The organism is Tabrizicola sp., assembly GCF_022842145.1.
Taxonomy (GTDB): domain Bacteria; phylum Pseudomonadota; class Alphaproteobacteria; order Rhodobacterales; family Rhodobacteraceae; genus Tabrizicola.
Genome location: NZ_JALHQD010000004.1, coordinates 71,551 through 91,267 on the forward strand (window position 1 = coordinate 71,551; position 19,717 = coordinate 91,267).

At 64.9% G+C, this 19,717-nt stretch carries 22 protein-coding genes; 9 read left to right on the forward strand and 13 right to left on the reverse strand.

Annotation, left to right across the window (positions count from 1 at the left end):
• Positions 1 to 227: 227 nt before the first annotated feature.
• The 4 genes from kdsA to Q0C42_RS11420 form a co-directional block, all read right to left on the reverse strand.
• Positions 228 to 1,058 carry a 3-deoxy-8-phosphooctulonate synthase gene (gene kdsA / locus Q0C42_RS11405; protein ID WP_295075539.1) on the reverse strand — a complete coding sequence of 277 codons (831 nt, stop codon included), beginning with the start codon at positions 1,056 to 1,058 and terminating at the stop codon, positions 228 to 230.
• 9 nt (positions 1,059 to 1,067) lie between these two features.
• Positions 1,068 to 2,834, reverse strand: coding sequence for a capsule biosynthesis protein (locus Q0C42_RS11410; protein WP_295075542.1), 1,767 nt, complete (start codon positions 2,832 to 2,834; stop codon positions 1,068 to 1,070).
• The gene (locus Q0C42_RS11415; RefSeq protein WP_295075545.1) at positions 2,818 to 3,471 is read right to left on the reverse strand and encodes an ABC transporter ATP-binding protein; all 654 of its coding nucleotides are present in this window, start codon (positions 3,469 to 3,471) and stop codon (positions 2,818 to 2,820) included. The genes Q0C42_RS11410 and Q0C42_RS11415 overlap by 17 nt, the downstream gene beginning before the upstream one ends.
• Positions 3,472 to 3,586: 115 nt before the next feature.
• Positions 3,587 to 4,804, reverse strand: a complete 1,218-nt coding sequence (locus Q0C42_RS11420) for a Na+/H+ antiporter NhaA (protein ID WP_295075548.1) — start codon at positions 4,802 to 4,804, stop codon at positions 3,587 to 3,589.
• Positions 4,805 to 5,057: 253 nt separating this feature from the next.
• Here Q0C42_RS11420 and Q0C42_RS11425 point away from each other — a divergent pair, with 253 nt between their 5' ends.
• From Q0C42_RS11425 to rpsI, 4 genes are all read left to right on the forward strand, one after another.
• Positions 5,058 to 5,642, forward strand: a complete 585-nt coding sequence (locus tag Q0C42_RS11425) for a uracil-DNA glycosylase family protein (protein ID WP_295075551.1) — start codon at positions 5,058 to 5,060, stop codon at positions 5,640 to 5,642.
• 4 nt (positions 5,643 to 5,646) lie between these two features.
• Positions 5,647 to 6,429: an SseB family protein gene (locus tag Q0C42_RS11430; protein WP_295076285.1), complete on the forward strand. Its 783-nt coding sequence runs from the start codon at positions 5,647 to 5,649 to the stop codon at positions 6,427 to 6,429.
• Between the two features lie 191 nt (positions 6,430 to 6,620).
• Positions 6,621 to 7,085, forward strand: a complete 465-nt coding sequence (gene rplM, locus Q0C42_RS11435; RefSeq protein WP_295075554.1) for a 50S ribosomal protein L13 — start codon at positions 6,621 to 6,623, stop codon at positions 7,083 to 7,085.
• A gap of 2 nt (positions 7,086 to 7,087) precedes the next feature.
• Positions 7,088 to 7,570 carry a 30S ribosomal protein S9 gene (rpsI, locus tag Q0C42_RS11440; protein ID WP_295075557.1) on the forward strand — a complete coding sequence of 161 codons (483 nt, stop codon included), beginning with the start codon at positions 7,088 to 7,090 and terminating at the stop codon, positions 7,568 to 7,570.
• A gap of 55 nt (positions 7,571 to 7,625) precedes the next feature.
• Here the strand turns inward: rpsI and Q0C42_RS11445 are convergent, their stop codons facing one another.
• Positions 7,626 to 7,871 carry a hypothetical protein gene (locus Q0C42_RS11445; RefSeq protein ID WP_295075560.1) on the reverse strand — a complete coding sequence of 82 codons (246 nt, stop codon included), beginning with the start codon at positions 7,869 to 7,871 and terminating at the stop codon, positions 7,626 to 7,628.
• 170 nt (positions 7,872 to 8,041) lie between these two features.
• Positions 8,042 to 8,245, reverse strand: a complete 204-nt coding sequence (locus Q0C42_RS11450; RefSeq protein WP_295075563.1) for a DUF1127 domain-containing protein — start codon at positions 8,243 to 8,245, stop codon at positions 8,042 to 8,044.
• Between the two features lie 91 nt (positions 8,246 to 8,336).
• Between Q0C42_RS11450 and Q0C42_RS11455 the strand changes: the two genes are divergently transcribed.
• The 5 genes from Q0C42_RS11455 (at position 8,337) to Q0C42_RS11475 (ending at position 13,040) form a co-directional block, all read left to right on the forward strand.
• Positions 8,337 to 9,740: a PLP-dependent aminotransferase family protein gene (locus Q0C42_RS11455; RefSeq protein ID WP_295075566.1), complete on the forward strand. Its 1,404-nt coding sequence runs from the start codon at positions 8,337 to 8,339 to the stop codon at positions 9,738 to 9,740.
• 125 nt (positions 9,741 to 9,865) lie between these two features.
• Complete coding sequence (locus Q0C42_RS11460; RefSeq protein ID WP_295075569.1) at positions 9,866 to 10,126, forward strand: hypothetical protein; 261 nt, start codon at positions 9,866 to 9,868, stop codon at positions 10,124 to 10,126.
• Between the two features lie 147 nt (positions 10,127 to 10,273).
• Entirely contained in the window at positions 10,274 to 11,137 is an 864-nt protein-coding gene (locus Q0C42_RS11465) for an ABC transporter permease (RefSeq protein WP_295075572.1), read from the forward strand.
• Entirely contained in the window at positions 11,134 to 11,943 is an 810-nt protein-coding gene (locus Q0C42_RS11470; RefSeq protein ID WP_295075576.1) for an ABC transporter permease, read from the forward strand. Before Q0C42_RS11465 ends, Q0C42_RS11470 begins: the two co-directional genes overlap by 4 nt.
• Positions 11,944 to 11,966: 23 nt before the next feature.
• Complete coding sequence (locus Q0C42_RS11475; protein ID WP_295075579.1) at positions 11,967 to 13,040, forward strand: ABC transporter ATP-binding protein; 1,074 nt, start codon at positions 11,967 to 11,969, stop codon at positions 13,038 to 13,040.
• A gap of 180 nt (positions 13,041 to 13,220) precedes the next feature.
• Here the strand turns inward: Q0C42_RS11475 and Q0C42_RS11480 are convergent, their stop codons facing one another.
• The 7 genes from Q0C42_RS11480 to Q0C42_RS11510 form a co-directional block, all read right to left on the reverse strand.
• Positions 13,221 to 13,832, reverse strand: coding sequence for a TetR/AcrR family transcriptional regulator (locus Q0C42_RS11480; protein ID WP_295075582.1), 612 nt, complete (start codon positions 13,830 to 13,832; stop codon positions 13,221 to 13,223).
• Positions 13,829 to 14,698, reverse strand: a complete 870-nt coding sequence (gene ppk2 / locus Q0C42_RS11485) for a polyphosphate kinase 2 (protein ID WP_295075585.1) — start codon at positions 14,696 to 14,698, stop codon at positions 13,829 to 13,831. The genes Q0C42_RS11480 and ppk2 overlap by 4 nt, the downstream gene beginning before the upstream one ends.
• Before the next feature lie 43 nt (positions 14,699 to 14,741).
• Positions 14,742 to 15,665: an alpha/beta hydrolase gene (locus Q0C42_RS11490; protein WP_295075588.1), complete on the reverse strand. Its 924-nt coding sequence runs from the start codon at positions 15,663 to 15,665 to the stop codon at positions 14,742 to 14,744.
• Positions 15,649 to 16,566: a homoserine O-succinyltransferase gene (gene metA / locus Q0C42_RS11495; RefSeq protein ID WP_295075591.1), complete on the reverse strand. Its 918-nt coding sequence runs from the start codon at positions 16,564 to 16,566 to the stop codon at positions 15,649 to 15,651. The genes Q0C42_RS11490 and metA overlap by 17 nt, the downstream gene beginning before the upstream one ends.
• Before the next feature lie 79 nt (positions 16,567 to 16,645).
• The gene (locus tag Q0C42_RS11500; protein WP_295075594.1) at positions 16,646 to 17,503 is read right to left on the reverse strand and encodes an ATPase; all 858 of its coding nucleotides are present in this window, start codon (positions 17,501 to 17,503) and stop codon (positions 16,646 to 16,648) included.
• Between the two features lie 101 nt (positions 17,504 to 17,604).
• Positions 17,605 to 18,672 (reverse strand): hypothetical protein, encoded by a 1,068-nt coding sequence (locus Q0C42_RS11505; protein WP_295075597.1) that lies wholly within the window; start codon positions 18,670 to 18,672, stop codon positions 17,605 to 17,607.
• A 93-nt stretch (positions 18,673 to 18,765) separates the two neighbouring features.
• Positions 18,766 to 19,650 carry a DMT family transporter gene (locus Q0C42_RS11510; RefSeq protein ID WP_295075600.1) on the reverse strand — a complete coding sequence of 295 codons (885 nt, stop codon included), beginning with the start codon at positions 19,648 to 19,650 and terminating at the stop codon, positions 18,766 to 18,768.
• Positions 19,651 to 19,717 lie beyond the last annotated feature (67 nt).

A 19,717-nucleotide genomic window follows, 5' to 3' on the forward strand; every position in this document is an offset into this window, starting at 1 on the left:
CGGTGGGCGGATCGCCCACCCTACGTCCGCCCTGCGCCCCGCGCGTCCACGCTGGAAGAAGCGGTCAAGTGTAGGGAAATCAATGGCCCTTTCCGTAGTTGGTCCCATTTTCGGCTGGCCGTCGATTAGGCCCGCAGGCCCGACCACAAGCGCACCGAGGTCAGTTTCGGCACGACTGGCGCGGCGAAGGTAAGCGACAATGTGGCCGCAACGTCATGCGGGTCGTGTCAGACCCGCAGCGGATCGGCCTTGGCCAGGCGGTCGAAACCCATGAGGCTTTCCACCAGCGCCGCCATCCGGGAGAGAGGAATCATGTTCGGCCCGTCCGAGGGGGCGCGGTCCGGATCCTCGTGCGTCTCGATGAAGACACCGGCTATTCCCAACGACACGGCGGCGCGAGCCATCACGGGTGCAAATTCGCGCTGGCCGCCCGAGGAATCCCCCTGGCCGCCCGGCTGCTGCACCGAATGGGTGGCATCCATGATCACCGGGTAGCCGGTCTTGGCCATGATCGGCAGGCTGCGCATGTCGGTGACCAGGGCGTTGTAGCCGAAGCTGACACCGCGCTCGGTCAAGAGGATGCGGTCGTTGCCGGTCGAGGCGACCTTTGCCGCCACGTTCGCCATGTCCCAGGGGGCCAGGAACTGACCCTTCTTGACGTTCACCACGGCCCCGGTTTCACCCGCGGCGAGCAGCAGGTCGGTCTGGCGGCAAAGGAAGGCCGGGATCTGGATCACGTCGACGACCGTCGCCGCCTCACGCGCCTGACCTGCGTCGTGGACATCGGTCAGGACGGGCAGTCCCATGGCGCGGATCGCCGCCAGCACCTGAAGGCCAGCCTCCATCCCAAGGCCGCGCTTGCCCGACAGCGAGGTGCGGTTGGCCTTGTCGTAGCTGGCCTTGAAGACATATTGCGCGCCTGCGGCCGCACAGGCCTGCGCCATTTCGCCCGCGATCATCTGGGCGTGGTCCAGGCTTTCCAGCTGGCAGGGGCCGGCAATGACCAGAAGCGGCAGGTCATTGCCGACGGTCAACCCGCCGATCCTTACATCCGTCATGCGTCTTTCCTACGACGAAACCTGTTCCCGCAGGATCGCGGCGGTCATCGAGACCATGAGGTAAATCCCCAGCATGATCAACAGCGTCACCAGCGTGTTCTCGAATGCGCGGGGGAAGGCGGGCTCGTCCGGCGGGATCGGGCTGACCGACAGCGACAGATAGCGGACCTGACGGTTGGCCTCGACGCGCGAGGTCTCCATCGACTGGAGCGCCTGGGCAAGCAGCATCTGCCGGGTCTGCAGGTCGGCCTGCGCGACAAGAAGCTGGCCCTGGATTTCCGCAAGACTGGTCGCACCCGCCGTGGTTTCGGTCATCCGGGCGCGCAGCTCGCCGACCTGGCCTTCCAGGGTTTCGATGCGCTGCTTGATCGGGGCCATCCGCGCCTGGTTCGGCTCGGCGTTGGATTCCATCTGCGCCAGCGCCAGGCGTTCCTGGGTAAGCTGGTTCTCAAGTCCCGAGATCTGGCCGACGATCAGGCCGACTTCGGTTTCCGAGGACAGGATCTTGAACTTCTCCTGCAGCTCGATCAGCCGTTTCTGCGACTCGGTCAGCGCGGTCTGCGCGGAATCGTAGCCCGCCTGCGCGTCACGCATCTGGTCACCCCGAAGCCGCTGCGTCAGGTGGTCGACCTGTTCCTCGGCATAGCCGATCAGCTGCCGCGACCAGTCCGCGGCGACCTGGGGATCGGCCGCGATCACGTCCATGCGGATCACGCCCTCGGTGGTGTCGAACGAGATCTTCAGGAACTTCCTGTAAACCTTGTAGGCGGCTTCCATGCCGGCATCTGCGGCCAGCCTTTGCAACTGGTCGATCTCGCTGCTTTGAAAATGGGTCCGGAAGCCCAGGTCCTCGTCCAGCCGGCCCATCGCCTCGCGCGATTGCAGGTAGCCCTGCACCGCGATCGAATCCTGCGAGGTGGCGAATGCGGTGCCGGAAAACAGCCCGCCCAACGATCCGCCACCGCCACTGGGGCCAGCCTGCTGGATGACGAATTCGGACCGCACCGAATACATCGGCGTCGCCATCATGTAGAAGTACCAGCCCGCAAGGATCGTCGGCAGAAGGACGAAGGCGAACAGCCGCGCGCCCAGAAGCGCCAGGCGGCGACGGCGGCGGCGGGCGATGTCCTGCTGCATGCGCAGGATTTCCGCCGCCTGGTTGACCTCGGCGCGCTGCTCGGTCGAGGGGACCGCGATCGGCTTTGCCTTCTTTGGCAGTTGCACGACGTCGCCGGGCAGGCGGGCGATTTCGGTCCCGGTCCCGGTGACGGGCTGCGCGGGTTCCTGGGTGGTGCGCGCTTGCGCGTCCGCCGAGGGGGTGACCACGCGCAGGATCGAGGCGCGCGAAAACGGATCGACGCCGGATTCGCGCAGAAGACGGACCGCGTCGGCTTCGGATTTGGGGGCAAGCTGGCTGCGCTGTGCGATCAGGAGGGCGCGGCGCAACTGGCGTTCCGTCAGTCCCTCGGTCAGGATCGCGGCATTGACGCGGGCAATCTCGTCGGGAGTGACGGCGCGGGGGGGCGGCTCGGCGGTGGCGTCAGGCTCGCGGGGCGAGGGTTCGGGGGTCGCGGGGTCCAGGGTCGCGGGGTCGGGGATTTGGGCCGGATCGGGACCGCGACTGGCTGCCTGATCCTCGGGGCGGCGAAAGTCCATATTGCCAAAGCCGTCGTCCTGGGTGTCGAAAAGCTGACCGCCCTCGCCTCCATCGGGTGCGACGGTCGACCGGTCCACCGGGCGGGTGTTGTAGCGCGGAACCTTAGGCGTCGTAGTCATAGAGGCGTTTCGCTTCTTCCAGGGTCTCGAACTGATAGAGCTTTCCGTTCCGAAGCACGGCGGCCGTGCGGCAGAACTTCTCAAGCGTCTTCGGCGAGTGCGAGACAATGACAACGGTCGAACTCTTCAGCCGTTCTTTCAGGATGTTGCCCGCCTTGCGGTTGAACTCGACATCGGCGGTTGCGGGCATGCCTTCGTCGATCAGGTATATGTCGAACTCGATCGACAGGAGAAGGGCGAACGAGAAGCGGCTTCGCATCCCCGAGGAATAGGTGGCAAGCGGCATCTCGAAATACTCGCCAAGCCCGCAGACCCAGCGGCAGAAGCTTTCGACGTAGTCGGGATCAAGGCCGTAAAGCCGGGCGATGTAGCGGCAGTTTTCCTTGGCCGAGTGCTTGTTGTTCACCCCGCCCATGAAGCCCAGCGGGAAAGACACGCGCGAGGTCTTGCGGATCGTGCCTTCGTCCGGTTTTTCCAGACCCGCCATCATGTTGATGATCGTCGTCTTGCCGGTGCCGTTGCCCGCAAGAATGCCAAGCGAGTTGCCCGGTTCCACCCGAAATGATGCGCGGTCAAGGATCACCTTGCGCTGCGTTCCAGTCCAGAAGGATTTCGACACGTCCCGGAACTCGATCATCATTGCCTCGGCGCCCGTGCGTCGGGCGTCTCACTCTTGCTACGTCCATATCGTTAACATTGGGTTTGTGGCCTTTAAAGGGCCGAGGTTGATGCGGGGCGTGCCCTTGACGGCGTCAGACCGTCGCCTGTCGCGGGCGGGCCACAAGCATCGCGGCGGGTCCGGCCAGAAGGCTGATGGCCAGGCCCAGCCGTGCGGCCTCCTGCATCGCGCCGCCGGGAAGGGCCGTGGCCAGGGTAAGGGCCGGAACGGTGAAGCCCATGCCCATGATCAGGCTGATCCGCAGGATGTCGCGCAGGGTGATGCCGGGCGGCAGGCGCAGGCCCAGGACGGCGGCAAGGCCAAGACCGAGCAGGATCATTCCCAGCGGCCGACCCAGCCAGAGCGCGGCCAGAGTGGTCAGCGTGGTGGGGGCGAAGGCCGAAAGGTCGATGCCGCCCCGCGTCAGGCCGAAGAGGAACAGAACCCCGGTCAGCGGCCAGGCCAGCGCATGGGTCAGCCGGTTCAGGGGGTCGTGCAGAAGCTCCTCGGCTTCGGCGAACAGGCCGAAACTGCGGTCGGCATGGGCGATGGCGGGGATCACCGGCAAAAGCCCCAGGACTGGCGGCAATCCCGAAGCGGCGACCCCGATCCAGGACAGAAGCCCGGCAATGACATAGGGGAGCAGCCGCTGGCCGGCGCGGCGCTGGGTTTCGGGTGCGGCCCGGTCCGGCGTGCGACCGAACAGCGCCCAGGTCGCCAGGCAGACGCCCAACGGCAGAAGCAGCCACGCAAGGCGCAACGAAAAGGTGGGTTGGGTCAGCCCTGCGATCAGAAGGGCAAGGATGTCGGTGGCGATGGCCAGAAGGAGCAGCAAGTGCAGTGCGGGATGCCGCGGCCCGAAGACACTGCGCCCGACCAGAAAGCAGAGAAGCACGTCCGTCCCGAGCGGTACCTGCCAGCCGTTGGCGAAAGCCGCTTCCTCGGCCGTCTCGATCAGGCTGCCGACCCCGATCCATACCAGGGCCGCACCGAGCAGGCCGCCCAGCGTCAGGCCTGCAGGCAGCAGCGCCTCGCGTCCCTTCAGCGACCCGTGTTCCAGGGTCAGGGCCTCCCACAACTCCTTGGCGATGAAGAAGAGAAACAGCGACATGGCCCCGTCCGCCACCAGGTTCAGCGGGGTGAGGCTGAACGGCAGGGGCGCGATCCAGGAGGCCAGCGACAGGTCCAGAAGCCGCCATTCGATTGCGTCGTAATAGCTGGCCGGCGAAAGGTTGACCCAGAGCGTCGCCAGCGCAGCACCGCCGAGCAGGGCCTTGGCGAAACGGGGCACGAAGGAGGAAACGCGGTACATCGGCGCACTCGACAGGGGCTCAGGCCATTTGACCCGGAATCCGGCGCGCCGCAATGGGCCTGAACCTGAAAAGGGGAGCCGTCGCGGGGGGCATCGCCCCCCCCGCAACGGCGCTGCCGCGGACCAGGGACCGGTCGTGGTGCTGATCGCCGGCTGGAGGAGCCTCTGGCGGGGATATTACCGCCGGGAAGATTTCCGCCAGCCCGACCGGCCGGGGTTGCCGCGCGCCCGGTGAGGCATCAGTCTGCCGGGCATGGGGTTGACCGAGGACATCCGCGCCTGCCGCCTGTGCGCCGACCGGTTCGCCGCCACCGCGACCGGCCACGCGCCGCGGCCGGTGGCCTGGTTCCGCCCTGGCGCCCGGCTTCTGGTGGCGGGACAGGCCCCCGGACTGCGCGTGCACGAGAGCGGGCGGCCCTTCACCGACCGCTCCGGCGACCGGCTGCGCGACTGGATGGGGGTGACCGGGGCCGAGTTCTACGACCTTGACCGCGTGGCGGTTGTACCGATGGGGTTCTGCTTTCCGGGCTATGATGCAAAGGGTTCCGACCTTCCTCCGCCACCGATCTGTGCGGCGACCTGGCGCGCGCGGGTGCTGGAGAGCCTTGCCCCGGTTGACCTGACGCTCCTTGTCGGTGGCGCGGCGATCCGCTGGCATCTGGGGCTGCGCGACGTGACCCGGGCCGTGGCCGATTGGCGCGGCCCCGCTGCGCATGGCGTCTTTCCCTTGCCGCATCCCTCATGGCGGAATACGGGGTGGCTGAAACGCCATCCCTGGTTCGAGGCCGAACTTCTTCCCGCCTTGCGCGCCCGGGTGCGGGAGGTTCTGGATGTCTGAAATCATCTCTCTGCTGGATGCAGCCCACGCCGCCGTCTCGGCCGACCCCGAGAACGAGGCGCTCCGCCTGCGCTTCTTCGAACGGCTGGCCGATGGCGAACTCGTCCTGCTTCTGGAACGCGAGGCGGTGGGCGAAAGCCTGGAGCCGCGCATCTTCGACCTCGAAGACGGCCCCGTGGTCCTGGTCTTCGACCGCGAGGAACGGCTGGCAAGCTTCAGCGGCGGGATCGCGCCCTATGCCGCCCTGCCGGGCCGGGTCATCGCGGGGCTGTTGAAAGGGCAGGGGATCGGCATGGGGGTGAACCTGGGGGTGGCCCCCTCCTCGATGCTGCTGCCGCCCGAAGCGATGGACTGGCTGGCCGTGACCTTGGAAGAGGCGCCCGAGGAGGTGGAGGCGAAACCGGAAGAGTTCGTCCCGCCGACCGTGCCGGCGGCGGTGATCGCCGCGCTGGACGGCAAACTGGCCCGTGCCGGGGGGCTTGCTTCGGCGGCGGTGCTGGCGGGCGTGGTCTATGCGGGCGGACGGCGCGGGCATCTTCTGGCGCTTCTGGATGCGGCGGACGGGGCCGAGGCCCCGCTCGCCCGCGCGATGAACGAGGCGCTGGTCTTCTCGGGCATCGAGGCGGGCGAGCTGGACGTGGTATTTCTGCGCGCAGGGGATGCGGCGGCCAGGGCGATGGCGAAGGTCGGGCTTCGGTTCGACCTGCCCGCGCCCGAGACACCTGCATCTCCCGCTGCCCCGGCGGCGCCCGGGATGGACCCGTCACGCCCGCCCAAGCTTCGGTGAAGCCTCCGGCGGGGATATTTGGACAAAGATGAAAGACATCCGTTTGGGGTATCTGGATACCTTAATTGTAAGCTTTTGATTTTGCTATAGTAAATCTTGGTTCTGATGCTTGACGCGCAGCGGGGCTTCGGCGATAAGCCCGCATCCGAGTTTCCGGGGGCGCTTCTGCCCCCTTCTTCTTTGGGAAAACCATGAAAACCTTCACCGCTACTCCGGCGGACATCGAGAAGAAGTGGATCCTGATCGACGCCGAGGGCGTTGTTCTGGGCCGCCTTGCCACGATCGTCGCCTCCATCCTGCGCGGCAAGAACAAGCCGACCTTCACCCCCCACATGGACATGGGTGACAACGTCATCATCATCAACGCCGACAAGATCCAGATGACGGGCAACAAGCGCAACGACAAGATCTACTACTGGCACACCGGCCACCCGGGCGGCATCAAGCAGCGCACCGCGCGGCAGGTGCTGGAAGGCAACCACCCCGAGCGTGTGGTGGAAAAGGCCGTCGAGCGCATGATCACCCGCAACCGCCTGGGCCGTCAGCAAATGACGAACCTGCGCGTCTATGCCGGGGCCGCCCATCCGCATGAAGCACAGCAGCCCACCGTTCTGGACGTCAAGGTCCTGAACCCGAAGAACACCCGGAGCGCGTGATCATGGCCGATATCAAATCTCTCGACGACCTGAAGTCGGCTGTCGGTTCGGCGCCTGCTGCGGTCGAAGCTGCCCCCCGCGTTGCGGTCCGTGACAAGCTGGGCCGGTCCTACGCGACCGGCAAGCGCAAGGACGCGGTCGCCCGCGTCTGGATCAAGCCGGGTTCCGGCAAGGTCGTGGTCAACGGCAAGGAAGTGACGGTCTACTTCGCCCGTCCCGTGCTGCAGATGATCCTGAAGCAGCCCTTCACTGTCGCCAACGTGGAAGGCCAGTTCGACGTCTTCGCGACCGTCGCCGGTGGTGGCCTCTCGGGCCAGGCTGGCGCTGTGAAGCACGGCATCTCGAAGGCGCTGCAGCTGTACGAGCCCGCCCTGCGCGGTGCCCTGAAAGCGGCAGGCTTCCTGACCCGCGACAGCCGTGTCGTTGAGCGGAAGAAGTACGGCAAGCCGAAGGCCCGCCGCTCGTTCCAGTTCTCGAAGCGCTGATCGGTTCTACTTATTCTGGAAAGGCCCGCCCCTCTGGCGGGCCTTTTTCTTTGCATCAGCTGCGTGCGGCGAGAAGCTCGGCTGTGCGCTTGGTGTTGTGGTAGATGCCAAGGAAAAGATACAGCATCCCACCCGTGAGGACGACGTAGAGCGCGCCCCCGACTAGGATCCCCAATCCTTGCAGCACACCGCCTTGGGCACTGCCCATCGTGGCGACGGCACCGACTACGACCGCGATCATCAGCACGACGATGATGACCGCAATCAGTTTCTCCAAAGCCAGAATGAAGAGGTCACGCATTGTCCCGGTTCCCTTTTTTGGTTCGGCCCGGATCGGACCATTTTAACGGTGCGGCAAGACGCCTTTACCTGCAAGCTCCGCCGCGGCCAGCCATTTGCAAAAAAAAGAAGGGCCGGGGTGAACCCGGCCCAGTCAGGGGTAAGAGCGATGAACGCTCGGGGGAACTGGCGTCAGGGTTGCCAGAAGGGTTTGGCGCATTCGCGGCGCGCTTCCAGCGGATCAAGGCCGATGTCGCGCAACAGGTGCGCGTCCAGCTGGCGCAGGCGGTTGCGGTCGCGGCGGCGTGCGAGAATTTCGGTCAATGTGGCCAGGGTGCGCGCGATAATGCCCGCGCGGCTGCGCAAGTGGAGTGTCTGGATCTGGGCTTGGGGCATTTATGCCTCCTTCGATTTGTATTGATACAATAAGCTTGTTTCGGTAGACACAATGTAACTCCACCCGCAAATGAGTCGCCAGAGGATTATTGTGACAGATACAACTTGGGCACCCGATCTGACTCAATTCCCCGGTCCGAAGTACCTGGCCCTGTCGCGGGCGCTGCGGGACGCGATCCGTGGTGGGGATTTACCGCCCAATTCTCAATTGCCTACCGTCCGCGACCTCGCCTGGCGGCTGCATCTGACACCAGGCACGGTGGCGCGGGCCTATCAGTTGGCGACGCAAGAGGGGCTGCTGGCCGCGACCGTCGGGCGGGGCACCTTTGTAGCTGCACAATCTCCGCGCCTTGGGCCGACGCAGCCGCTGTATGCAGAACGCGTTACCGGTGGCGCGACCGGGCTTGTCGATTTCCGCGCGCCGCAGGTGCCCGAGATGGGTCAGGCGGACGCCTTCCGCGAGGCGCTTCTGCAGATGGCGGGGACGACGGGGCAGGGCTGGCTCGACTATACCAGCCAGTCCGGCGAGGCCGCGCTGCGGGCCGAAGTGGTGACCTGGATGGGCGACCGCATCCTGGGGCCGGTCGGACCCGAGGATGTGGCCCTGACGCATGGCGGTCAGAACGCGATCCATCTGATCTTCGACTGCTGCCTGCGCGGTGAACGCCCGGTCGTGCTGATCGAGGACCTGGCCTATCCCGGTTTCCGCTATGCCGCCCGCGCCGCGCGCGCCGAAGTGGTGCCGGTCGAGATCGACGAGCACGGCATCGTCCCCGCCGCACTTGAGGCCGCCTGCCGCCGTCACGGCGCGCAGGTCCTGTGCCTGACGACCGAGGCGCAGAACCCGACCACCGGACGGATGCCGGTGCGACGCCGACAGGAGATCGCCGAGATCGCCCGCGCCTACGACCTGCAGATCCTCGAGGACGACTGCTATTCGATTGCCGTCTCGGACATCCCTTCGCTGCGTGCGCTGGCACCCGAGCGGGTCTGGCTGGTCGGCTCGGTGTCCAAGACCCTCTCAGCCGCCTTGCGCTTCGGCTACGTGATCTGTCCGGCCGGCATGGGCGAGGCGGGCCGCCTGACCGCCCAGCACGGCTTCTTCGCGCTGTCGCGTCCGGTGGCCGAGCTGATGCTGCGCCTTTTCCAGTCCGGCGACGCCGCCCTGATCCGTGAGCGGGTCCAGACCGAGTTCGCCGCGCGGCTGCAGATCCTGGTCAACCACCTTGGTGCCTTCGACCTGGGCTGGCAGCCGGGACTGCCGTTCGTGTGGCTGCGTCTGCCGGTCGGCTGGCGGGCCTCGACCTTCCTGCGCACCGCCGAGGCGAAGGGCGTCCTTGTCCGGTCCGCCGACGAATATGCCGTCGTCCACGGCCGCGCCCCGAACGCGGTCCGCATCGCCATCGCCGGAAACCTGCCGCGCGAGGCGTTCGAGAAGGCCATGCGCACGCTGGCGGACCTTCTGGCCCGGCCGCCCTCGGACCTGCTGGTGTAGGGAATTCCCGACCTGTGGCATTTGGGACTCGATCACGCGGATTTGGGCAAGCCGTGAGTTGACCGAAGGGCAGGCCCTGCCTCACAGTCGGCCCACGAGCAGTATATAAAAAGAGAGCCCGAAAAATGGGACTTCAACATGCATTCCACGCGCCGCACGGCGGCGCGGATTTTCTTGGTTGGCGCAAGACCCGTCAGGGCGGCACCGAAATCGTCTATGACGACGGCGTCACCCGCCGGATGATCTGGCGCGTTGCCTCCAGCGATCCGTCCGAGGCCCGCATCGCCGAGGCGCTGCGCGTCGCGGTGGGCTCGATCCGCATCGTCCCCACGCTTTACGACGAGCTGAAGAAACGGGCGATCGCCATCGAACGCGTCGCCGGCTAACCCCGGACCGGGGCGCCCCCGCCCCGGCTCCACCCATCGCGGCTTGATTTCCCTTTCGTTTGATGGCCCTCTTGCCACCAGCGGGTCCTTCGGTCTAATTTGATCAAATGACAAGGCTGCCGGAAGTGCGGCCGAACAGGGGGAATGATGGCGCAAACGCCGGGATCCGAGGCCAGGACGGGCCTCAAGCTGATCTCTCCGACAGCAATCTTCGTGATTCTCCTGCTCGCCGTGCCACTGGCGACAGTGCTGATCTACTCGGTGATGACCGGCGGGCGGGGCAACGTCTCGCTTCCGCTGACCTTCGAGAACTATTCCGAACTCTGGTCGAAGTCGGTCTACGGCTACATCATGTTCAAGTCGCTGATGGTGGCGCTGGTGGTGACCGCCACCACCGTGCTGCTGGCCTATCCGGTCGCCTATTTCGTCAGCTTCCACGTCAAGCCGGAACGGAAAAGCCTGTGGCTGTTCCTGATCACCATCCCGTTCTGGACCAGCTACATCATCCGCGTCAGCCTGTGGTTCGTTATCCTGGGCTACGGCGGCGTGCTGGACTCCACCTTGACCGCCATCGGCCTGCAACCGCTGAACGTCGCCAGCTACTCGATCCTGTCGATCATCATCGTGCTGGCCCACGCCTACGCCCCCTTCGCTGTGCTGCCCATCTTCGTCAGCCTGGAAAAGGTCGACCGCTCGCTTCTGGAAGCAGGGCAGGACCTCGGCGAAAGCCGCTGGGTCACCTTCCTGCGCGTGACGCTGCCCTTGTCGATGCCCGGAGTCATCGCCGCCGCCCTGATCGTCTTCATCCCGACCGTCGGCGACTATGTCACGCCGGAACTGGTCGGTGATGGCAAGGAACCGATGATCGCCAACCTGATCGAGACGCAGCTTCTGAAGCTGCAGAACTTCCCGCAGGGCTCTGCCTTCGCGGTGGCCTCGATGCTGATGGTCGGCATCGTCGCGGTTGCCTTCGTCGTATGGAACCGCCGTTTCATCGGAGGCGGCAAATGAAGAAGGCGCCGATCCTGCAGAGCTACACGCTGTTCTACCTCCTGTTCCTTTACGGACCCATCCTCCTGCTGCCGATCTTTGCCTTCAACGACAGCCGGGTCGTGGCCTTCCCGCTGCAAGGCTTCACCGCCGGCTGGTTTGCCGAGATGGCGTCCGACCAGAACCTGCGGAACGCGGCCAAGAACAGCCTGATGATCGCCCTGTCGGTCGCCACGATCTCGACGGTGCTCGGCATCTTCGCCGCCCGGGCCAGCGTGCGCTACCGCTTCCCCGGCAAGGCCCCGCTGATGGGAATGATCATGCTGCCGCTGGTTCTGCCCGAGATGATCGTGGCGATGGCGCTTCTGGTCGTGCTCCTGTCGGCGGGCATTCCCCTGTCGCTTTTCACCGTGATCCTGGGGCAGGTGCTGATCTGCACCCCCTTCGCTGTGGCCATCCTGACCTCGGCCTTCCAGAGCCTTGACCGTTCGCTGGAAGAGGCTGCGATGGACCTTGGCGAAACCGCCTGGTCAACTTTCCGGCTGATCGTGCTGCCCTTGGTCATGCCGGGGATCATGGCCTCGTTCCTGATCTGCTTCACCATCTCGTTCGACGAGTTCATCATCGCGAACTTCCTGGGGTCCGGCGAACCGATCCTGTCGGTCTATATCTTCGGCCAGTTCCGCTTTCCCAACAAGGTGCCCTCGATGCTGGCCCTGGGGACGGTACTGGTCTGCATGTCGATCATCCTGCTCGGCTTTGCCGAGTACATGCGCCGCCGTGGCATCGCCAAGGCCGGCGGTAAAGATTCCGGAGGCTTCCTGTGACCTTTTCCGATGACCGTCCAACGATGATCGAGTTCAAGGACGTCCACAAATACTACGGCGACTATCACGCCCTGCGCGGGATCAACGGCACGATCAAGGCGGGGGAGTTCTTCTCGCTTCTCGGGCCCTCGGGCTGCGGCAAGACCACGCTCCTGCGCACCATCGCGGGGTTCGAGGATATTTCCTCGGGCGTGATCATGATCGACGGCAAGGACATGGCCGATGTTGCGGCCAACACGCGCCCGACCAACATGGTGTTCCAAAGCTACGCGATCTTTCCGCACATGACCGTGGAAGAGAACGTCGGCTTCGGCTTGCGCAAGGATCCGCGGTCGAAGGAAGACAAGGCCAAGGCGGTTGCCGAGGCGTTGGATCAGGTGGGCCTCAAGGGCTATGGCAAGCGGGCGGCGCATGCGCTGTCGGGTGGCCAGCGGCAGCGGGTTGCGCTTGCCCGCGCGCTGATCCTGAAGCCGAAGGTGCTTTTGCTGGACGAACCGCTCAGCGCCCTCGACAAGAAGATGCGCGAGCACATGCAGGTCGAACTGATCAAGCTGCAACGCCAGGTCGGCATCACCTTCATTCTGGTGACCCATGACCAGGAAGAGGCGCTGGTCATGTCCGACCGCATTGCCGTGATGTTCGAGGGCGAGATTGCACAACTCGCGGACCCCGAGACGCTGTATCGCCGCCCGGCAACGCGGAAGGTGGCGGATTTCATCGGCACGATGAACTTCATCCCCGCCGAGATCGTCTCGGAATCGGGTGACAAGGTCGAGGTCGACGCCAAGGGTCTGGGCCGCGCGATGCTGGACATCTCGCAGGCCCCGGCCAAGACCGGAGAGACGCCCGTGGTGGGCCTCCGCCCCGAAACGCTGACGCTCCTCTACGACGACCAGAAACCGCCCGAGCGCGAGACGGATGGGGTGATCGACGAGGTGATCTACTTCGGCGACATGACCTATTACGACGTCTATCTGGGTGGCACGGATGTCGAGGTGCGCCTGTCGATGCGCAACGTGCCCGGACGCCCGGTCCTTGACGTCGGCACGAAGGTCCGCGTCGCCTGGAGCCCCTCGGCACTGGTGCTGTTCCGCTGAAGCCGGGCACCGATTTCTTCGAAGAAATCGTGCCGGAGCCTTCAAAGGCTCCGATGCGGAGTTTTCGAAAACTCCGCGTCCCTCGTCGGCGGATCAGGTGTTAACAATACCTGAACGCTCACAGCCAAGCCCTTGATTTCATTCGTGGCTGAAAAGCGTCCACGCGCGGGCAGCCCACGCTCAGCGGTCCGGCGCCAGAAGCCCCAATCCCCGCAGATAGATCCCGATCCCGGACTCCAGCAGGTCCTCGGCCGGCCAAGGCTGCTGCCCGCCATTTCCCCGCAGAAACAACTCCACCACCCCGTGGGAGACCGCCCAGACATGGGCCGACACCATGCTCGCCGGCGGCCGCCGCCCCTCGGGCAGGACCCGGACCAGGGCCTCGGCCGCCCGGTCCATCGTCGCCCGCGCCTTCGCCGCCACATTGGCAAGGTCGGGGTGCTTGCCCGGCTGCAACCCGCTCTCGAACATCGCCTGGTAATGGCCGGGATACTTCCGCGCGAAGGCCAGATAAGCCCGCCCCGTCGCCTCGAAAGCTGCAAGGGGGGAAGGTCGCCCCTCATCATAGGCGTATTCAAGAAGCGCCGCGAAAATGTCGAACCCCTGCCGCGCGACCTCGGCCAAAAGATCATCCCGCCCGGCGAAGTGCCGGTAGACCGCCGCCGGCGTCACATCCGCCGCCTTCGCCGCCTCGGACAGGGTGAACCCCTGCGGCCCCTTTTCGGCGATCAGCAACAGCGCCGCCTCGACCAGCGCCTGCCGAAGATTGCCGTGGTGATAGCCTCGCTTCATTTCGACCGCAGTTTCGGCCCGCCGCAGATCTTGTCGTCGATCTTGCCGATGACCGCCGCGTCCTTGCCCGCAAAGTCGACGGCCGAAAGAAGCGTCTGGATCGCCGCGATCCGGGCGCGTTTCTTGTCGTCGGACAGGATCACCGTCCAGGGCGCGTGCTTGAAGTGGGTCTTCTCCATCGTCTCGTCGATGGCCGCGCAGTAGTCGTCCCACTTCGCCAGCCCGTCGACGTCGATCTGGGACAGCTTCCACTGCTTCAGAAGGTCTCCCTCGCGGTCAAGGAAGCGCTTCAGCTGCTCTGCCCGCCCGACCTCAAGCCAGATCTTCAGGAAGATGATCCCCTCGTCGACGATCATCTGCTCGAACTCTGGCAGCTGCTTGAAGAACTTCGCCCGCTCCTCGGGTTTGCAGAAGCCGAAGACATGTTCGATCATCGCGCGGTTGTACCAGCTGCGGTCGAAAAGCGCGATTTCGCCCCTGGCAGGGAACCAGTCGACGTAGCGCTGGAAATACCATTGCTGGCTTTCCCGCTCGGACGGTTTCGACAGAGCCACGACATAGGCCTGGCGGGGGTTCAGGTTTTCCGTCACCGCCTTGATGGTCCCGCCCTTGCCGGCGGCGTCGCGGCCCTCGAAGACGACGACCACCCGCTTGCCGGTGGCTTTCAGACCGGCCTGCATCTTCGCAAGCTCGATCTGCAGGGTCTCCATCTGACGCTCGTAGTCCTTGCCCTTCATCTCCTCGCGGTAGGGGTAGGAGGCGGTCATGATCTCGTCCTTGCCCGCCTTCTCGATCGCCTTGCGCACCTCTTTTGGTGCGCCTTCACGGAAGTAGCGGCTGATCGCGCCGTCGAATGGCAGGGTCATCTGAATCCTCCTTACATCGCCGCCAGTATGGCGATTGGGCGGATCAGCGCAATGCGGCGCGGTCGATGGCGGCGATGACCTCGGCGGCGTGGGCGTGGTGCGGCATGTGGCCCGCGCCGGAGATGACGGTCAGTGTCGCATTGGGCAGGAGCTGCGACAGGGGCTGCGAATGGATGTGCAGCGGCACGATGGTGTCTTCAGTGCCGTGGATCAGTTCGACCGGCAGTCCCAGCGAGGGATAGTGCGGCTCCATCTCCACCAGCTCGGCGCGCAGGGCGTTTACCTGGGCGACGTTGGCCGCAAGCGTGGCGCGGCGCAGGGTCAGCTGCGTGCCAAGGAAGTCGTCATATCCCGCGGGAACCAAGTCGGGGGCGAAAACCGCGTCAATGGCCTTGCGGACATAAGTGTCGGGCACGAAGGCCGAGGCGAGGGGGATGGCCACCGCCCGACCGATCGCATTGTCCGTGGCGCGGTACCAGATGTCCAGCTTGCCCGGCCAAGGCATCGACGGACTGCCCACCAGCACCAGAGCCTTCGGCCCGCCATCCAATGCCCAGGCCAGCGCGACGGACCCGCCGTAGCTTTGGCCGAGCACGACGGGGTCCTTCACGCCAAGCTGTGCGACGCCCGCCTTGATGAATCGGGCCTGCGCCAGCAGACTGGTCTCGTCCTGCGGGTCGGAATGGCCCAGCCCGGGACGGTCCACCACCGTGACGCGGTAACGGTCGGTCAGCCGGTCGCGCAAGGCGAAGGTCAGGTCCCGCAGGCTGCCACTGGCGCCGTGGATCATCACAAGGTCCGGCCCCGTGCCCTTCATCTCGTAGTGCAGGCGCTTGCCGTCCACGGTGACGAACTGGCCGGAGGGCGGATAGGCTGCCTCTGCCGAGGCTTCCCGCGCCGAGGCCCGCCAGTGGGTCGCACCGACCAGCCCTACGGCGGCGACAAGGAAGCTAGCGGCCAATCTCATTGATATCATAGGGCGTGGACTGATAAATCTCGTTGATCCAGTTGCCATATAGCAGGTGGGCGTGGCTTCTCCACCGATTGAGCGGCGGCTTCGCGGGATTGTCATCCGGGTAGTAGTTCGTCGGCACATTGATCGGGGTGCCGTTGGCGACGTCTCGGTCATATTCCTGCTTCAGCGTGTCGCTGTCGTATTCGAAGTGGTTGAAGATATAGAGCGCGCGGTGCGCCGCATCCTCGACCAGGCAAGGGCCGACCTCGTCGCTGCCGAGCAGGGTCTTCAGGGCGGGGGCAGAGTCGATCTCGGCCTGTTTCATCTCGGTCCAGCGCGAAACCGGGATGACGAAATCATCCGAGAAGCCGCGCAGGTAGGGCGAGGTCGGGGCAAGGTTCTGGTGGCGGAAACAGCCGAAGGCCTTCGCCGGCAACATGTGCTTCTTCACGCCGTGGAAGTGGTTGATCATCGCCATGCCGCCCCAGCAGACGCCGAAGGTGGACTGCACATGGGTCTGGGTCCAGTCCATCACCTCGCAGAGCTCGTCCCAGTAGGTGACGTCCTCGAAGGCAAGGTGTTCGATGGGGGCGCCGGTGATGATCAGGCCGTCGAACTTCTCGCCTTTCACGTCCTGGAACGGACGGTAGAAGGTCGCCATGTGTTCGGCGGCGGTGTTCTTCGTCTCGTGGCTGGTCATGCGGATCAGCTGCAGGTCGATCTGCAGGGGCGTGGCGCCAATCAGCCGGGCGAACTGGTTCTCGGTCTGAATCTTCTTCGGCATCAGATTGAGAAGCCCGATCCGCAAGGGGCGGATGTCCTGATGCGCGGCGCGGGTCGGCGAGATGACCATGACGCCCTCGGACCGCAGCACGTCAAAGGCGGGCAGGGTTTCAGGAAGCGTGATCGGCATCTGGTCTAGGTCCTTAAGTGCGGCAGGGGGTGCGGCGGGAAAGGCTGGAAGCTAGGGAAAGCGACGCGGGGTTGCAAGGTCAGCTGCGGTCGATGGCACGGGCCATGAGCGCGTCGAAGTCCTGCGTGGTCGAAACCTCGCCCACTTCCTCGGCGGTGACGGTGACCCCCCATCGCGCCATCGCGGCATAGCGCGGCTGGCGGTGGGCCAGGGCGCGGGCATAGGTCCAGCGGACGAAGTGGTCCGGATCGCAGGTTTCTTCGGTCACGGAATGGGTTGCGCGGTATTCCTCCCACGCCGCATGAAGGAAATCCGGCTGGTAATACATCGGCTTTGGCGCGCGGTCGAAGCGGCGGACCAGCTCGGTCGTATGCGCGTCCGAGCCCTTGATCCAGACCATCAGCAGCGTTTCCGAAAGCTGCTTCATCACCGGGTCAGCCGGGTCGTCGGCCTCCACCACCTCGCAGATGGAGCCCGAAGTGTCGCAGACGAAGTTGGGGTAGCCGTAGATTTCCTCGGCCCGGTCCATGAAGCGGGCGGTGTCCAGCGTGGCCGCCACTTCCGCGGCGCGGTGCTGTTCCTGCCGCTTCATGTATTCGGCAAAGGGGACACCCCCCTTGTCCGGGTCGCCGGGCTTGCCAAGGTAGGTGGAAAGGGGGGCGAGGTTGTCGAAGGTGATGTTCGACGCGATGTAGACGCTGTCGGTCATCAGAAGCTCGCGCAGAAGCGGAACCTTCATCGCCTCGCGCTTGAAGTTGTCGGCGATGTATTCGCCCATGTAGCGGGTGCCGATCCGGTAATCGACCGAGTAGTGGAACCAGTCGCCATGATCGCGCAGAAGGGTCGAGAGGTACGTCTTGCCCAGACCGGACATGCCGAACAGCATGACCCGTTTGCGGGGGGCCTTCAGGTAGTCGGAACCAGAGCGGTAGATCATCGCATCACCTCATCGCGCCTCTGTTAGCCGCGGGAAGGGCGTTCCACAACGAAAAACCCCGCCACGAGGGGCGGGGTTTGACGTGGCGAAAGGCCAGATGCTTAGAAGGTGTAGCCGATCTTGATCCCGACCCCGACACCGGAGTTGTCGCTGAAGACACCGCTGACAGGCGGGTTGGTTGTTGCGTCCCCAATGTCGACATAGCGGACGCCGCCGGTGATTTTCACGTTGTCCATCGTGTACGTCGCGGCAATGCCGATGCTCTTCAGCCCATCCGACGGGCCGAGGTTCCCGGTAGGCGCGCCATCTGACTTTTCGTATCCGATGGTCACGGCACCCGCCCAGTTCTCGCTGAAGCGACGACCGACGCCAAGATTGTAGGTAATGCGATCGTTGGCATAGTCGACCAGAGGCAGCGGCGAAACGGCGTCATACAGTGGTGGATTGATGATGAAAGAGGTCCAGTCGACCCAGCGGATCGAACCGAACAGAAGCGTATCCTTCGCGATACCTGTCTGGAACTCCAGGTTCACGGACTGCGGAACTTCGGTGTCGAAGCCCGCCGTCGGGCTCCCGATTTCAACCGATTCAAGCGAATGAGTGATGGCCGAATTGTAGGTCAGCGCCACGCGCGCAGCGATTTCAGGCTTCTCCCAAGCGACGCCGACGACGTAGCCCAACTCCGAATCGTAGTTGGTGTCCAATGTGTAGCCGCCCGTCAGCGCCACTTCCCCGTGGACCGTCTGGTACCGCAGGCCGCCGTAGACCGAGACATTGTTCTCAAACTGGTAGCGCAGGAGGGCGGTGATCGCGCTTGAGCTCAGTTTCGCAGTCGAGCCGCCTGCAGGATAGAAGGTGCCAGTTGCGTAGTTCACGTCCGCGCCAATTGGTTCGTCCAGGATCATCGCGAAGGCCATGCGGTCGCCGATGTCCATCTTGTAGCCAAGGCTCCAGGAGTTGTAGTCCCCCGCCATGTCACCTGAACTTGCTCCGGGCGAAAGCGGCGAAACACCACTGACATCCGGCGCGAACCGTCCGAAGCTCAGCTCCGCATACCGACCCTTTTCGAACAGAATTCCCACCGACTGCGTGGAGCGTTCCACGCCACCTGCATGTGCACCGCCAGTGGCGGCAAGCATGGCTGCAGTAACCAATGCAAAATGTTTCATGATCCTCACCCCTGAATTGAATTCCCATCCGGGAACTCCCCCTTAAACACAGGCTAGGCCCTGCGACATTTTGCGTCAATCAATGACGCCGCGTCACGGTCTTGTGACGTGGGGTGCCTGTGGCCGGGATGCACCGCGCAGCGTGATCCAGATGCCCAGAAAGATCAGCGCGGCCCCGGCGAACAGGGTCGGTGGCACCTGCTCGTCGTAGAACATGGCGCCCACGACGGCGATGATCGGCAGGCGGGCGAAGTCGACCGGGACGACGGTGCTGGCCGGGGCAAGCGACAAGGCCGTCGTCAGCGAGAAATGCGCGGTGATCCCCGCCACGCCGATCAGGACCAGCCAGGGCAGCGTGGCCAGCGTCGGCAGCGTGACCGGACCGAAGACGGTCATCGCCACCGTACCGAAGACCGCCTGCATCAAGGTCAGCCAGAAGAGGATCGACAGGATCGGCTCGCCCTTCGTCAGGGCCTTGGTCATCAGGTTGGTCGAGGCGAAGAAGAACGCCGCAGCGGCAGCGGCAAGGACACCGGGTTCGATATGGCCGAAATCGGGGCGGGCGACGATCAGGACTCCGGCAAACCCCAGGGCCGCGGCGATCAGCTTGCGGCGGGTCAGGCTTTCGCCAAGGAAGATCGGCGACAGAAGGATCACCCAGATCGGCGAGGTGAACTCCAGCGCGAAGACCTGCGCCAGCGGGATCATCGTGATCGCCCAGAACCATAGCGACTGGCCGGTGAAGTGGAAGACGTTGCGGACGACGTGGCTGGGCAGCCGGTCGGTCCGGACGTCCGAAAGCTTGTGGAACGCGGCAGCCAGTCCCACGACCAGCACCCAGCCGATCATCGAGCGGTAGGCCAGGATCTCGAACGTGTCGTGCACGCCATTGATCTGGCGGGTCGCGATGGCCATTGCGGTGAAGGCGGCGATGGCTCCGATCATCCACAGAGCGGCGGCGAGGGGGCGGTGCGTCATGAGGCAAGCCTTGCCGGGCGCAAAGGGAATGTCCAGAGCCGTCAGCGCCGGGTCATGGGGTGCCCTT

What these genes read in the sequence shown, in the direction of transcription:
- kdsA (WP_295075539.1), bottom strand. Translation starts at nt 1,058, where the DNA reads ATGACGGATGTAAGGATCGGCGGGTTGACCGTCGGCAATGACCTGCCG.
- Q0C42_RS11410 (WP_295075542.1), bottom strand. Translation starts at nt 2,834, where the DNA reads ATGACTACGACGCCTAAGGTTCCGCGCTACAACACCCGCCCGGTGGAC.
- Q0C42_RS11415 (WP_295075545.1), bottom strand. Translation starts at nt 3,471, where the DNA reads ATGATCGAGTTCCGGGACGTGTCGAAATCCTTCTGGACTGGAACGCAG.
- Q0C42_RS11420 (WP_295075548.1), bottom strand. Translation starts at nt 4,804, where the DNA reads ATGTACCGCGTTTCCTCCTTCGTGCCCCGTTTCGCCAAGGCCCTGCTC.
- Q0C42_RS11425 (WP_295075551.1), top strand. Translation starts at nt 5,058, where the DNA reads ATGGGGTTGACCGAGGACATCCGCGCCTGCCGCCTGTGCGCCGACCGG.
- rplM (WP_295075554.1), top strand. Translation starts at nt 6,621, where the DNA reads ATGAAAACCTTCACCGCTACTCCGGCGGACATCGAGAAGAAGTGGATC.
- rpsI (WP_295075557.1), top strand. Translation starts at nt 7,088, where the DNA reads ATGGCCGATATCAAATCTCTCGACGACCTGAAGTCGGCTGTCGGTTCG.
- Q0C42_RS11445 (WP_295075560.1), bottom strand. Translation starts at nt 7,871, where the DNA reads ATGCGTGACCTCTTCATTCTGGCTTTGGAGAAACTGATTGCGGTCATC.
- Q0C42_RS11450 (WP_295075563.1), bottom strand. Translation starts at nt 8,245, where the DNA reads ATGCCCCAAGCCCAGATCCAGACACTCCACTTGCGCAGCCGCGCGGGC.
- Q0C42_RS11460 (WP_295075569.1), top strand. Translation starts at nt 9,866, where the DNA reads ATGGGACTTCAACATGCATTCCACGCGCCGCACGGCGGCGCGGATTTT.
- Q0C42_RS11465 (WP_295075572.1), top strand. Translation starts at nt 10,274, where the DNA reads ATGGCGCAAACGCCGGGATCCGAGGCCAGGACGGGCCTCAAGCTGATC.
- Q0C42_RS11470 (WP_295075576.1), top strand. Translation starts at nt 11,134, where the DNA reads ATGAAGAAGGCGCCGATCCTGCAGAGCTACACGCTGTTCTACCTCCTG.
- Q0C42_RS11475 (WP_295075579.1), top strand. Translation starts at nt 11,967, where the DNA reads ATGATCGAGTTCAAGGACGTCCACAAATACTACGGCGACTATCACGCC.
- Q0C42_RS11480 (WP_295075582.1), bottom strand. Translation starts at nt 13,832, where the DNA reads ATGAAGCGAGGCTATCACCACGGCAATCTTCGGCAGGCGCTGGTCGAG.
- ppk2 (WP_295075585.1), bottom strand. Translation starts at nt 14,698, where the DNA reads ATGACCCTGCCATTCGACGGCGCGATCAGCCGCTACTTCCGTGAAGGC.
- Q0C42_RS11490 (WP_295075588.1), bottom strand. Translation starts at nt 15,665, where the DNA reads ATGAGATTGGCCGCTAGCTTCCTTGTCGCCGCCGTAGGGCTGGTCGGT.
- metA (WP_295075591.1), bottom strand. Translation starts at nt 16,566, where the DNA reads ATGCCGATCACGCTTCCTGAAACCCTGCCCGCCTTTGACGTGCTGCGG.
- Q0C42_RS11500 (WP_295075594.1), bottom strand. Translation starts at nt 17,503, where the DNA reads ATGATCTACCGCTCTGGTTCCGACTACCTGAAGGCCCCCCGCAAACGG.
- Q0C42_RS11505 (WP_295075597.1), bottom strand. Translation starts at nt 18,672, where the DNA reads ATGAAACATTTTGCATTGGTTACTGCAGCCATGCTTGCCGCCACTGGC.
- Q0C42_RS11510 (WP_295075600.1), bottom strand. Translation starts at nt 19,650, where the DNA reads ATGACGCACCGCCCCCTCGCCGCCGCTCTGTGGATGATCGGAGCCATC.